The sequence below is a fragment of the Methylobacterium mesophilicum SR1.6/6 genome (assembly GCF_000364445.2).
Classification (GTDB): domain Bacteria; phylum Pseudomonadota; class Alphaproteobacteria; order Rhizobiales; family Beijerinckiaceae; genus Methylobacterium; species Methylobacterium mesophilicum_A.
In genome coordinates, this window is sequence record NZ_CP043538.1 from 2,459,783 (window position 1) to 2,473,287 (window position 13,505).

11 protein-coding genes are annotated in these 13,505 nt (G+C 67.0%); 7 read left to right on the forward strand and 4 right to left on the reverse strand.

The genetic code is table 11. From position 1 onward, the window contains the following. Window positions 1-65 precede the first annotated feature (65 nt). The gene (locus MMSR116_RS11730; RefSeq protein ID WP_244625644.1) at window positions 66-2,261 is read left to right on the forward strand and encodes a CHASE2 domain-containing protein; all 2,196 of its coding nucleotides are present in this window, start codon (window positions 66-68) and stop codon (window positions 2,259-2,261) included. A 258-nt stretch (window positions 2,262-2,519) separates the two neighbouring features. Here the strand turns inward: MMSR116_RS11730 and MMSR116_RS11735 are convergent, their stop codons facing one another. Together MMSR116_RS11735 and MMSR116_RS11740 are read right to left on the reverse strand one after the other, a co-directional pair. Then, complete coding sequence (locus MMSR116_RS11735) at window positions 2,520-2,921, reverse strand: tautomerase family protein (protein ID WP_010682965.1); 402 nt, start codon at window positions 2,919-2,921, stop codon at window positions 2,520-2,522. 156 nt (window positions 2,922-3,077) lie between these two features. After that, a complete protein-coding gene (locus tag MMSR116_RS11740) occupies window positions 3,078-3,962 on the reverse strand; it encodes a LysR substrate-binding domain-containing protein (protein ID WP_010682964.1) in 885 nt (294 codons plus the stop codon). 119 nt (window positions 3,963-4,081) lie between these two features. Here MMSR116_RS11740 and MMSR116_RS11745 point away from each other — a divergent pair, with 119 nt between their 5' ends. The 4 genes from MMSR116_RS11745 to MMSR116_RS11760 all read left to right on the forward strand — a co-directional run bounded on the left by MMSR116_RS11745 (window position 4,082) and on the right by MMSR116_RS11760 (window position 7,985). After that, a complete protein-coding gene (locus MMSR116_RS11745) occupies window positions 4,082-4,477 on the forward strand; it encodes a tautomerase family protein (RefSeq protein ID WP_010682963.1) in 396 nt (131 codons plus the stop codon). Window positions 4,478-4,494: 17 nt separating this feature from the next. After that, window positions 4,495-5,292, forward strand: coding sequence for an SDR family NAD(P)-dependent oxidoreductase (locus MMSR116_RS11750; RefSeq protein WP_010682962.1), 798 nt, complete (start codon window positions 4,495-4,497; stop codon window positions 5,290-5,292). 134 nt (window positions 5,293-5,426) lie between these two features. Next, window positions 5,427-6,716 (forward strand): D-serine ammonia-lyase, encoded by a 1,290-nt coding sequence (locus MMSR116_RS11755; protein ID WP_010682961.1) that lies wholly within the window; start codon window positions 5,427-5,429, stop codon window positions 6,714-6,716. A 150-nt stretch (window positions 6,717-6,866) separates the two neighbouring features. Further along, the gene (locus MMSR116_RS11760; RefSeq protein ID WP_010682960.1) at window positions 6,867-7,985 is read left to right on the forward strand and encodes a metallophosphoesterase; all 1,119 of its coding nucleotides are present in this window, start codon (window positions 6,867-6,869) and stop codon (window positions 7,983-7,985) included. Window positions 7,986-8,107: 122 nt separating this feature from the next. On the opposite strand, the gene MMSR116_RS11765 is transcribed toward MMSR116_RS11760, so the two are convergent. After that, a complete protein-coding gene (locus tag MMSR116_RS11765; RefSeq protein ID WP_106428217.1) occupies window positions 8,108-8,629 on the reverse strand; it encodes a TetR family transcriptional regulator in 522 nt (173 codons plus the stop codon). Between the two features lie 147 nt (window positions 8,630-8,776). Here MMSR116_RS11765 and MMSR116_RS11770 point away from each other — a divergent pair, with 147 nt between their 5' ends. Continuing rightward, entirely contained in the window at window positions 8,777-9,667 is an 891-nt protein-coding gene (locus MMSR116_RS11770) for an SDR family oxidoreductase (protein ID WP_010682958.1), read from the forward strand. A 56-nt stretch (window positions 9,668-9,723) separates the two neighbouring features. Here MMSR116_RS11770 and MMSR116_RS11775 read toward each other — a convergent pair whose 3' ends face one another. Then, complete coding sequence (locus MMSR116_RS11775; RefSeq protein ID WP_158168864.1) at window positions 9,724-10,629, reverse strand: class I SAM-dependent methyltransferase; 906 nt, start codon at window positions 10,627-10,629, stop codon at window positions 9,724-9,726. 707 nt (window positions 10,630-11,336) lie between these two features. Between MMSR116_RS11775 and MMSR116_RS11780 the strand changes: the two genes are divergently transcribed. Beyond that, entirely contained in the window at window positions 11,337-13,328 is a 1,992-nt protein-coding gene (locus MMSR116_RS11780; protein WP_010682956.1) for a putative bifunctional diguanylate cyclase/phosphodiesterase, read from the forward strand. The last annotated feature ends 177 nt before the right edge of the window (window positions 13,329-13,505 follow it).

Genomic DNA, 13,505 nt, shown 5'->3' on the forward strand with positions numbered 1-13,505 from the left:
TGGCGGCGACCTCCCCGAGGCTCGGTGGACTAACGGGAACGGTCCTGCGACGACGGTTCGTCGGGATGGCGCGTGCCGTCGGCTTCGGCCGCGCGCTGGGCGTCCTGGTGCTGGCGGTCCTCGTTCTCGTGCGCATCTGGGATCCCTTCCCTGTGGAGACTGCGCGCCTGCGCACATTCGACGCGCTACAGACGCTGAAGCCGCGCTCCGTGGCCGAGGCTCCGGTTACCATCGTGGACATCGACGAGGCGAGCTTGCGGGCGCTCGGGCAGTGGCCGTGGCCGCGCACGGTGATCGCGCGCCTGGTGGACCGCCTGACAGCGATGGGTGCGGCGGCCATCGCCTTCGACATTGTCTTCTCCGAGCCGGACCGGACCTCGCCCGCCGCGGTGGCGACGAGCCTGCCCGATCTCGACCCGCTTCTGCGAACCCGCCTCGCAGCTCTGCCGGGCAACGACGAGCGCTTGGCTGAGGCGATCGCCCGGTCACGGGTCATCCTCGGACAGACGGCGCTCGGCACGCCGACGCCGGAGGCCGCCACCGCTGTCCCGTCCAGCATCGCCGTGCTCGGCCCGGATGCCGCGCCATTCCTGACCGCATTCCCAGGCCTTCAGCACAACCTTTCCGTCCTGGAGCAGGCTGCGGCTGGGCGTGGGCTGTTCACGATCGTGCCCGAGCGGGACGGGATCGTCCGCCGTGTCCCGGTGGTGCTGCGCGTGCGCGACACGATCGTCCCGACGCTTACCCTGGAGGTCCTGCGCGTGCTGGCGGGTGGCAACGCCATTCTGATACGCACCGACGCTGTCGGGCTTCAGAGCGTCCGCGTTCCCGGCTTCACGCTGCCGACGGACGCGCACGGGCAGGTCTGGCTCCACTTCGCGGCGCACGACCCCGCACGCTTCGTCCCGGCGAAAGACGTTCTCGACGGGACCGTCGACCCCGAGCGGGTGCGGGACCGCATCATCCTCGTAGGCACCTCCGCGATCGGGCTCCTCGATAGCAAGACGACCCCCCTCGACCGCGCGATACCCGGCGTCGAGATCCACGCGCAGCTCCTGGAAAGCGCGCTGTCGGGCGGCCTGCTCGCGGTGCCGAACTACGCGCTCACAGTCGAACTTCTCGTCATGGTCCTCGTGAGCGCCGCGATGATCTGGCTTGCGCCGATCCTTGGTCCGGTCGCGCTCCTCAACGTCGGCGCGGTGATCGCGGCGATCCTCGCTGCCCTGTCATGGTACCGCTTCGCCTATACCGGGGTACTGTTCGATGCGACGTACCCGCTCGGCGGAAGCTTCCTAGTCTACGCTGTCCTGGTCTTCACCAACTTCGCGCGGGAACAGTTCGCCCGCGACCGTATCCGGGCGGCCTTCAGCCAGTATCTCTCACCGGCCCTCGTGGACGAACTGGCCCGCTCGCCCGATCGGCTGCGCCTGGGGGGCGAGCAGCGGATGATGACCGTGATGTTCAGCGACGTGCGCAGCTTCACGACTATCGCCGAATTCTACCGGGATGATCCAGCCGGGCTCACGGAGCTGATGAACCGCTTCCTCTCGCCCCTGACGGACGCGATCATCGAGACGCGGGGCACCATCGACAAGTACATGGGCGATGCCATCATGGCATTCTGGAATGCCCCGCTCGACGATGCCGAGCAGGAGCGCAATGCCTGCTTCGCGGCGCTCGAGATGGAACGCCGCATGGCCGAGCTGAACGAGCGGCGCGCTCTGGAGGCGAAATCCGGCCGCCATCCCGTCCTGCCCATCGACATCGGCATCGGCATCAACACCGGACCCTGCGTGGTCGGAAACATGGGGTCGAATCTGCGCTTCGACTATTCGGTGCTCGGCGACGCGGTGAATCTCGCCTCCCGGCTCGAGGGGCAATCGAAGATCTACGGCACCCGCATCCTGCTGGGGACCCGCACTGCGCTGGCGGTCGTCGACAGCTTGGCGATCCTCGAAATCGACCTCGTTCGCGTGAAGGGCAAGCAAGAGCCAGAACGCGTCTTCGCGCTCATCGGCGACTCCGACCTGCGCCGCACGGAACCGTTTCGCGCGCTGGTCGAAGCGCATACGACGCTGCTCGCCGGGTACCGCGCCCAGGATTGGAACGCGGCTGAGCAGGCGATGGAGGCAGCCCGCACCGCCGGGCGCGCCTTCGCCCTCGATACGCTCTACACTCTCTACGCCGACCGTATCGCAGAATTCCGCCTTCGACCGCCCGGCCCCGGCTGGGATGCGGTGTATGAAGCACTGACAAAATGAGAAGCACACGCGGGCAACCGACGCAATTGATAGCTCGGGGCACGCAATACTATTTGTGTGTCAGGCGAATCAGACAGCACGCCGCGTATCCGTCCCAGGAAACCGGAGTACGCGGCCTCGATTACGGTCGACACATCGGATGATCCCGTCAAGGCTTCTCATTCTGAACCGACTGGGATGCGGCCCTCGTAGTAGGCTTCTGCGGATAGCAGTGCCGTCCAGAAGGTCGCTTCGAGGCCGTCGCGAAGCTCTAGGACGTCAGGATGCGGTGGAGGGGCGACGTTGCGCCCGGTCAGCCTGAGTTCGACCGTCGTAGCCCCAACTGTCCTTCGGGACCTCGTGGATCACCACATAGGACACTTCGGCAAGGGCGGTCCCGAGAACATCCTTCAGGAGCTGGTTCGTCTCGGCGATGAACCGCGCTTTCTCCTCGGCCGTGTTTGTCTCCGCACTGATGATCGCATCCACCTGCGCGGCACATGCGACCGGGTGGCCGCCGACGCTCCATCCCGCAAGCGGCACCGCCTCCACCAGCACGCCGACCAGAGGACCCACCTTATGGAGGATTAGGGACATCTGGGATGTGATGCCCGCCTGAAGCCGCTCGACTTGGCTCTTCGCAAGCGTCCGGCCTGCCACCTTGACGTTGATGAAGGGCATGTTCGCCTCTCCTACGGTTCGCTACCGCGACGGCGGCACTCCGAGAGAAGCTGCTACAGATGGCCCGAAGTTCGGTAAATTTGAAAAATCGGGATGAAAACTTCCGAATAACCGAACTATGCCCCGGCGGCGAGAATGGGGTCGCCGCCAATCATGTCACGCGACATGCTCCCGGATCGTCTCAAGAAGAATGTCCGTGAGCCGGGCGACGGCCGGCGACAGTTCGGCTTCGGCTTGATGAAGGGTCAGCGGAGCATTCGGAAGGGCTGGAAGCCCGGTCGCGACCGGATCGAGCACGCTCAGCGTCTTCGGCAGGCTGACCATCGTCCGCGCGGTGATGCCAAGCCCGCCCTCGGCGGCGGCCCAGAGACCCGAGAGGCTGGGGCTCGTGAAGACCAGTCGCCAGGGCAGGCCGCCGTCGTCCAGGGCGGTCACCGCCGCGGATCGGAACGTGCATGGCGGCGCGAAGGCCGCGAACGGCAAGGGCTCGTTGCCGAGGCTCGCGAGGCCTGGCCAGTCGGGCTGGCCGATCCAGTGGATCGGCAATTCGGCGACCCGTTGCGCGTGGGGCGCATCGCCGCCGTCACCCCAGACCAGCGCGATGTCGAGATCGCCCTTCAGCGTTTTCTCGACCAGCTGCGCGCCGAGACCGACCTGGACCTCGATGCGCACCCGCGGATAGGCCCGGGAGAACCGCTTGAGCACCGCCGGGAGCCAGCTCTCGGCAAAATCCTGTGCAAGGCCGAGGCGCGCCCAGCCCTCCAGTTCCGTGCCGCGCAGACGGTCGACTGCCTCATCGTTGAGATCCAGCAGCCTCTTCGCGTAACCCAGCATGCTCTCGCCAGCCGCCGTTAGGGCGAGGCCGCGCCCCGCCTTCTGCACCAGAGGCTGGCCGACCTGCTCCTCCAGCTTCCGGAGCTGCGTGCTGACGGCGGATTGCGAACGACCCAGTCGCTCGGCCGCTCGCGCGAAGCTACCAAGCTCGAACCCCGTGACGAAGGTCCGGAGCACGTCCATGTCGAGGTTGGTGCGGGTCGCCATCGTTCGATCTGACAGATGAAAGACTTCGAGAGTTTCAAATTTTCAGAACGATGCTCGTGCCATAAAAAGGGTCCGTCAAGCCCGCTGCGGTGGGGTTTGCACGTCAGAGGAGAAGTTTCATGCCCCTCGTCCGCATCTCGCTGATCAAGGGCAAGTCGCCCGAGCACATCCGCGCCATCTCCGATGGGGTCCATCGCGGCCTGATGGAGGCCTACAGCGCACCGGCCGACGATCGCTTCCAGCTCATCCACCAGCACGCTCGAGACGAGCTGATCTACGATGCCGAGTATCTCGGGCTGCACCGCACCGACGACATCGCGATCATCAACATCATCGCCGGGAACTGGCGGGACACGTCGCAGAAGAAGGCGCTCTACCGGGCAATCACCGATAACCTCGTGGCGAACCCTGGCCTACGCCCTGAGGATGTCCTGATCGTCCTCTCGCCGAACGCCCGCGACGAGTGGTCCTTCGGCAATGGCCTTGCGTCCTACGTCAAGGACGACGCAGCCTGACGGTCTACGGGCGCACCGTGGGACATCCGGGGCGCACGCAGGAGATCGGCGGGAGCATCTTCGTTACCGGCGCGACGTCGGGTTTCGGCCTCGCGATCGCGCGCCGCTTCGCGCAGGCCAGCGACCCAGTTGCGACCGCCGAACGCCGCCGCGAGCGGCTCCAAACGCTGTTCGATGAGCTGGGGCCCCACACGATTCACGCCCTCGGACTCGACGTCCGGGACAGGCGGCCGGTCGAGGACGCGACGTCCGCCCTCCCCGCGGCTTTCGCCGCCATCGACGTGCTCGTCAACAATGCCGGCCTTGCAGTCGGGCTCGAACCCGCGCAGGCGGCCGACCTCGACGGCTGGGAGGCGATGGTCGACACCAACATCTTGGGCTCGATCTACGTGACCCACGCGGTGCTGCCGCGGATGGTCGCGCGCAACGCCTGCCACGTCGTCAACGTCGGATCGACGGCGGCGAGCTACCCCTATCCCGGCGGCAACGTCTACGGGGCCACGAAGGCGTTCGTCCGGCAGTTCTCCCTCAACTCGCGCGCCAATTTCATGGGCAGGCGGGCGCGCGTCACCGAGATCGACCCGGGCCTCGTCGGTGGCACCGCGTTCTCCAGCGTGCGTTTCCGCGACGACGACGCCCGGGCGGCGGGCGTCTGCCACGGCGCCGACGCGCTCACGCCCGAGGACGTCGCCGACACGGTATACTCGGCCGCCACCCGGCCCGCCCGCGTGAACATCAACGTCATCGAGCTCATGCAGGTGACGCAGGCCTTCGGCCCGCTGGTCGTGCACCGCGGCGGGCGGGATAGCCGCTGAGCCCGGTACCGGCGCTCGCGGAACGCGGAGGCGAGCGATCCGCGGCAGGACCGTCGCGATGGGACTGACCGACCGGCCGAGCGGGCGTAGGAAGGACCGAGCACGCGCCACCGACAACCGCCTACGAGGATGCCATGGACGTCACAGCCCTGCCACCCGAAACCCTTGGCAACGGCGTCATCCCCGGACCCGTGCGACAGGCCGAACCGGTCGTCTGGCGCAATCCGCACCGGCGGGACGCCGCGTCCGTGCTGGCCGCCTCGGCGTTCTCGGAGGCCGACATGCGCGGTGCGGAGGCACGCTGGCGACGCTTCGATCCGCTCCTGGCACGACTGTTCGACGGTACGGAGGACGGGCGGATCGACTCGTCCCTGTTGCCCATCGGGCCAGATCTCGCCCGGACCCTACTCGGGGGCGGGGCCGGTTCGGTCTGGGTCAAGGCCGACCACGATCTGCCGGTCACCGGCTGCATCAAGGCGCGGGGCGGCGTCTACGAGGTCCTGACCTATGCCGAGACGCTGGCCGCAGCGGCGGGGCTCCTGCGGCCGGGCCTGTCCTACGCGGCGTTCGCGTCGGGCGCGTTCCGCGATCTCTTCGCCCAGCATACAGTCGCGGTCGGCAGCACCGGCAATCTGGGCTTCAGCGTCGGCGTGATGGGCCGCGCCCTCGGCTTCCAAGTCGAGGTGCACATGTCTCACGACGCCAAGGCCTGGAAGAAGGAGCGACTCCGCCAACTCGGGGCGCGCGTCGTCGAGCATCCGGGGGATTACGGGCTCGCCGTGGCCGCGGCGCGCGACGCCTTCCGGGATCGCGACGACGCCCATTTCGTCGACGACGAGGATTCCGTCGACCTGTTCCTCGGCTACGCCGCGGCGGCGCTCGACTTGCAGCGCCAGCTCGCTTCGGCCGGGATCGCCGTCGACGCGGCACACCCGCTCTACGTCTATCTCCCCTGCGGCGTCGGCGGCGCGCCAGGGGGCGTGAGCTTCGGCCTCGCGCTGATCTTCGGCGACGCGGTGCGGCCGGTCTTCGTGGAACCCGTGGCCTCGCCCTGCATGCTCGTGCAGCTCGCGGCCGGCCTCGACCGTCCGGTCAGCGTCTATGAAGCCGGGCTCGACAATCGGACGGCGGCTGATGGCCTCGCCGTCGCGAGCGCCTCCATGCTGGTCGCCCGGACCGTCGGCGGTCTCATCGACGCGGTTGTGACCGTGCCCGATGCGGACCTCTTCGTCTGGCTGAAGGCGCTCTGGACCGGCGCGGGCATGCGGCTTGAGCCGTCGGCGGCCTCCGGCTTCGCCGCCCTCGCCAGGTTTCTCACGGAGGCGACGCCGCCAGACGGCGCGTCTGCCACCCACGTAGTCTGGACCACGGGGGGCGCGCATCTGCCGGATGCGGAATTCAACGCCGCCCTAGCCCGCGCCTGATACGGCTGGAGAACGCGTCCCGTCTCCTTCGCCATGGTGTCGGAACGAGCCGAGATCGAGCATTTCGAGAGGTTGGCTAATCGCCGGCATGCCGGGCAACCGAGCCGCAAGCTTTGCCTTTCGGTCATGGCCCGGTCCATGTAGCCGCCCATGATCCGCCTGATCCCCAGCGTGCCCGCCCTCTACGTCATCGCGCGGGTGGTGTGGCCCCTGCCGTGGCCGCCCGCGCTCAAGCTCGGCATGGCCGCCCTGCTGCTGGTCGCGTCGCAATACCATCTCTGGAGCCGCCTCTCTTCAGGATCGGTCTTCGCGCCTGAGTTCCCGCGACCGGTCGTGATCCTGTTCAATGGCGCGTTCGGTGCGATTGTCTTTGCGGCGGCCATGCAGCTCGCCCTCGATTTCGCAGTCCTGATCTCCCTGGCGATTCCCGGAGGCGGTTGGGCGATCCCGTCCGCTTGGCGCCTCGCGGTCGTTCTGGCGGCCGCGTGCCTCGCGACCGTCGCCGTGCGGCAGGCCATGCGCGTGCCGCCGTTGAAAGACGTGCCCGTCGCGATGGCGGACCTCCCTCCCGGCTTCGACGGCTACACGATCCTCCACCTCACGGACCTGCACATCAGCCGCTTGTTTCCCGCGGCCTGGGCGCGGGCCGTCGTGGCGCGCGCCAACGACCTGAAGGTCGACCTGATCGTCGTGACGGGCGACTTCATCGACGGCTCGCTGGAAGCCCGGCGCAACGACGTCGAGCCGTTGCGGACCCTCCGCGCGCGCGATGGTATCTGGGCTGTGCCCGGCAACCACGAATATTTCTTCGATCACGACGCCTGGATGCGCCACCTCGAGGGTTTGGGAATCCGCGTTCTGGCCAATGCCCACACGGTCCTGAGGCGCGACGACTCCGCATTGGTGCTGGCCGGCGTCACCGACCGGTCGGCGCCCGCCACGGGACACCCGGGACCCGACCTCGATGCCGCCCTGTCGCGTGCCCCTGCGGAGGCGCGGATCGTGCTGCTGGATCATCAGCCGGCCAACGCCGCGTGGGCTGCGGCCCGCGGCGTGGCGCTGCAGCTTTCCGGCCATACCCACGGCGGCATGATCCGCGGCTTGGACCGTTTGGTGGCGCGCGGCAACGCCGGCTTCGTCTCGGGTGCATACCAAGTCGGAAGCATGCTGCTCTACGTCAGCAACGGCACCGGGCTCTGGCCCGGCTTCGCCCTCCGGCTCGGGCGCCCGTCCGAACTGACGCGGATCACCCTGCGGGCAGCCTCCTGACGCCGACGCGATCTCGCCACCCCGCCCGATCGCCGGTTCGTCGGAAGGCCGAACTGCGAGCCGGCCAAGGGCTGACCGGCGCTTCCGACGTCCTGCCGATACGCCGAACCTGGAGCCGCGGCTCAGCTCTCGGCCTCCGCCAGTAGTGCGATCGCCTCCGTGAAAGTGCGCTCAAGGCGTTCGGTGAGGGTCGGCGCCGGATCGTCGAGCCAGCAGATGACCGCGTGCACGAAGGCCGCCATACCTATCCGGGCCGCCAGCGCCGCCCGCAGTTCCGCGACGCCGCGCTCCCGCAGCGCCTCGGCGAGCGCGGCCGTCAACGCGGCCGTCTTGGCCAGCTCGCGCTCGTAGAGGGCGGGCGTGCGAGCGATGATCTCATGCCGCGGCTTGGAATAGGGCCGGTTGCCCTCAAGCAGCGGTTCGATCGACCGGAATGACCAGAACAGCGCCGCCAGGGGCCCAAGCGCAACGGGGGCCTTGGCGATGGCGGCCGTCAGGGCAGTCCGCAACACGGCCTCGCCGTCGAACAGCACCTCCCGCTTGTCAGGAAAATACCGGAAGAAGGTCCGCTCCGTCACGCCGACGCGGGCGGCGATCTCGGCGGCCGTGGTCCGCTCGTACCCGCGCTCCGTGAAGAGATCCATGGCCGCCCGCCGGAGACGGGCCCGTACATCATCATCCGAGCGATCCACGACCCTGCACTCCTGTTGTCAGTCACTGACACATCGGCTATGTCAGTGACTGACGCGGGCACCCGGAGGGTGCGCCGTCGGCCACGACGAGGACCTAGCATGCGCGTGTTTCTGACAGGAGCGAATGGCTGGGTCGGCTCGGCCGTCACCCGAGACTTGCTGGCGGCGGGCCATTCCGTCATCGGTCTCGTGCGCTCGCAGGAGAAGGCCGAGGCTTACGCTGCTTCGGGCGGCAGACCGCTGATTGGCGCAATCGAGGATCTGGCCGTGCTCCGGGCGGGGGCCGAAACGGCCGACGGCGTCATCCACCTAGCCTTCGGCCTCGACCTCGCGCAGATCGACACGATGGCCGAGGCCGATCGTCGGGCGATCGAGACCTTCGGGGAAACCTTCGCGGGTACGGACCGGCCCATCGTTTCGGTCAGCGGTTTCCTGCTTCTGCCCCGCGGGGAGATCTTCCTGGAGGACGCGCGGCCGCCGGTCGACGCCGCCTTTCCCCGCGCGACGGAGCAGACCACCTTCGCGCTTGCCGAACGCGACTTGCGCGCCTCCGTCGTCCGTCTGCCGCGCTCCGTACACGGGCTCGGGGAGCGGCACGGGTTCATCCCGATGCTTGCGGCCGTGGCGCGCGCGACGGGCTGTTCCGCCTATGTCGGCGACGGGCAGAACCTGTGGCCATCCGTGCATCGTCTGGACGCAGCACGCGTTTTCCGCCTCGCCCTCGAACGCGGCGCGCGGGGCGAGGCCTACCATGCGGTCGCGGACGACGGCGTGCCCTATCGGTTGATTGCCGAGGCGATCGGCCGGCAGGTCGGCGTTCGGGCGGTGTCTCTCACGCCAGAGGCGGCGGAGGCGCAGTTCGGCGGCTTGTCGATGTGGGTGGCCGGCAACGGGCCGGTCTCAGCCGCGCGGACGCGCGCCGCGCTCGACTGGCAACCGCGGGAGAGAGACCTCCTCTCGGATATCGATCGGCCGGATTACTACACCTGACCGCCGCGCTCGCGGGGCGGTCAGCTGGCTCGAACGCGACCGGACCTGTCCGCCGGTCATCGCTCGGCGAAAACCTCCAGATAGACCACGTTGCCGGGCTGATCGCGGAAGATGCGGATCGGCGCCTTCGGGCACGCGGCATCTGCGAGCGCTCGAAGATCGTTCTCGTCGCGGTAGATCAGGCACCAATCGAGGAAGCCGGCCATGAAGCCGCGGCCGTGGCTGTCGCGCGAGAAATTGCCGATCGACACGATGCCGCCGGGCTTCAGCCGCTTCACCATCGCGGCGATGATCTTGATGGCGGTCGCGTCCTGCAGGTAATCGAACAATCCTGCGGAGTATATGAGGTCGTACTGGCTTCGAATACGCTTCAGGCGCGGCAAAGAAAGGCAATTCCCCACGCAAGTCGCGATGTTGTATTCGGGATAGGCGGATTTCACCTCGGAGAGGGAGGCCGCGTCGGTGTCGAGCGCAGTGAACGATGCGTTCGTCTGGTTGGTCAAGGCGCGCAGCCGATCAAGCTCGCGCATATGGCCCGATGCCACCGACAGGATCTCCGGATTGTCGCACCGGCGCATGCTGTTCTCGATGAGCGTCGCCAGGTAATCCTGACGCCACAGGATGCTCTTCGCGTTGGGCAGGGTCGTCGTCGCCGCGTGAAGGATCCCGGCGAGGCCGTCGAGGGACGATTGGTCGGGCCGGTAGATGTAATCCAGCATGACCGCGTCGCCGGCATAGCCGCGCGGCTTCTCGAAGGCGCGCCGGGCGTAGGGATCGAGCAGGAACGTCTCGGCCAAGGGGTGCGAGCGGCAGAGCTTCTGGAAATCCGGCAACTGCCCCTCGACGACGGCCTCGTCGAAGGTCGCGCCCAGTTCCAGCGCGAGCCAGTCCACGGTCCGCGTGCTGGGATCGACGGCAAGTCGCGTCTGCGCTTCAGCCAAGATGGCCTTCAACCGATCCATGTGGTCCTCGGCCGCGTCCACGACGCGTTAACCCTACCAATTTATTAACAAGCACATCGGCAGTTAAGAAGCCATTTTGTAGAAAAATCCCCAGAATTCTCGAAGCTCAATGCCAACACTCAAGCTACATCGACCCGCGTATCTGGCACGGTCGAACGTGATATTCCTTAGAAATTTCTGGCACCACGACGCGCAGAGGAATGTTATATTCCATCGAAACGACGATATGTTTCGCCTAACAACGACACCGATCGTCAGGAAATTAAAGACTTCAAATTTCTAGTTCGGCCAATACGGATCGTCTGATCGGAGGCAGCCTAGGTAGAATTGCGGAAAACTGCTTAGACCCGGCGAGTCCGACATTTGCCGGGATGCAATCAGTAATTTTCGACCGGCGGATCCGCGACATGCTTCCGATCTGCCTCCGGAGGCAGGACCTGGGTCCGGACACATCTCGTGAGAATACAGTCCGGGTCGTCCCTGATCGATCTTGTCGGACGACCGGCCCGTCTCCGACGCCCCGACTTAATCGAAGCTTGCGACCCGGCTACGCGGGCAATGATCCGGAAGCCATAGCCCGCAAAGAATGTGTGAAGCGCAACGTCCGATTATTCCGCTGACGTTACTCTACATTCAGTCGGGTTCGGCCGGGGGGTTCTGCGGTCCAGGACAGGATGATTGCAGCCGAGGGACGGATAGAAACGACGATGGTGCCGGGTCTTAGCGAATTGCTCGACAAGGAGCTGAGCCGGCCGTGGTACGCGCGCACGGGCTCGACGGTGCGGCAGCTCTACGAGGCCGATCGGGAGAGCTGGCGCCGCCGCAGCGCGCGCATCGCCGCGCATGTCGCCGGGCTGGTCTACGTCATCTTCGCGGTGACCGACTTCGTGCTCGTCCGCGACGTCTTCGTGCCCAACCTCATCGCGCGGCTGGCCATCGCCTTGCTGTTCGTGCTGGGGACGGAGGGCCTGTTCAGGCGCGGCGCCCGGTCCCTCCTCATTGAGGCGCATTGCGCGTCCGCGACGGTGCTGGCCTACGTGGCATGGCTTCAGATCTCCGATCTGAGCGTGCATCAGGTCAACATGTCGTATTACGCCGCCTACGGCGTGATCTTCATGACCGGCCAGAACGTGTTCTTCAAGTTCCGCTTCACGGTCGCGGCCGTATCATCCGGCGCGATCCTGCTCGTCTCACAGGTCGATCTGCTGCAGCACCGCTACGTCAGCCTGGAATATGTGGTTGCCTACTCCTCCCTGTTCCTGTCGATGTACACGCTGACCCTTTACGTCAACTGGAGGCTCAACCAGGAGCGCTACCTGGTCTTCATCAACTCGGCGCGGGCGGAGATCCGGCAGAACGAGGCGGTCGAGCGCGGCGCGGCCCTGCTCCGCCTGTCCACGACTGACGCGCTGACCGGGCTCGCGAACCGCCGCGCCGTGGACGAGGAGCTGCGGGCCTATTGGCGGGACTGGCAGATGCAGCAGACCAGCTTCGCCGTGATCCTCGTCGATGTCGATTATTTCAAAATCTACAACGACTTCTACGGGCACCAGGAGGGCGACCTGTGCCTTGTGGCGGTGGCGGAGGCCATGGCGCAGGTCAGTGCCCCGGACGGTCACATGGTCGGTCGGTTCGGCGGCGAGGAGTTCATCGTCGTCGCGCCGGCGCGCGACCGCGAGCAGGTGCGCCAAATTTCCGAGCACCTCCGGCGCGCGGTGGAGGACCTGAAGATCGCGCACGAGCAGCGGCCGGATCAGTTCTGCGTCGTCACCGTCAGCGTGGGGGCCGCCTTCTCGCAGGATATACCGGGTACCCGGGTCGAGAGCCTGATCACCGGCGCCGACCGCGCCCTCTACGAAGCGAAGAGGAGCGACCGCAACTGCGTCCGGGTGTTCGATCAGGACGAAGCGGACCGGCTGGACAGCGACGAGAGCCTCGCGGACCTGCTCCGGACCGCGCAGAGCCGCGACCTGGTGTCCTTGGTCTATCAGCCGGTGATCGAGGCCGTGTCCGGCACCATTGTCGGCGCCGAGGCGCTGATGCGACTGGCGACCCCGGGGGGCAAGGTGGTCTCGCCCGCGGTCTTCATCCCGCTGGCCGAGCGGATGGGCATCATCGGGAAGCTCGGCTTCTGGGCGATCCGGACAGCGTGCCGGGACCTCCTCGCCGAAAACGTGGTCCCGCTCGTCAGCGTCAACGTCTCGCCGATTCAGCTGAAGGCGCCGGGCTTCGCCCTGATGGTCGCGCAGATCCTGGGCGAGGTCGGCGTAGCCCCGTCGCGGCTCGCCATCGAGATCACGGAGAGCAGCCAGATCGAGAACGAGCCCGAGGTCCTCCGGACGATCCGGGAACTCCGAGCCCTCGGCGTCGAGCTGTGGCTCGACGACTTCGGCACCGGCTTCGCCGGATTGTCCTGCCTCAGGGAGATCGAATTCGACTTCGTGAAGATCGACCGATCCTTCCTTCACGCTGCCATCACCCCGCGAGGCGCCGAGATCTTCAGGAGCATCATCGAGCTGGTGCGCAGCACCGGATGCTCGATCATCGTGGAGGGCATCGAGAACGATAAGCAGCGCGACATCTGCATCGAGCAGGATGTCGATCTGCTGCAGGGCTATCACCTCGGTCGGCCGGCGCCCGTGCAGGTCCTGAAGCGCGCGATGTCCTCGCCCACGAACGTCCTCCGCCTCCAGCGCTGACGCTGACAAGCCGCGCGCCGAGCCACGCACGATTGCGGCTTGGCCGACGTGCGGCCGATCCATCAGGTTTCCGTCGCGCCGGCCTTGGACCAATGTCCGGGCGCGCGGATGCATCGAACTCGATTGAGGACAAGGCGCTTGCGCACTACCTTGTTGATCCGGCCGCCGTGAGGGCGG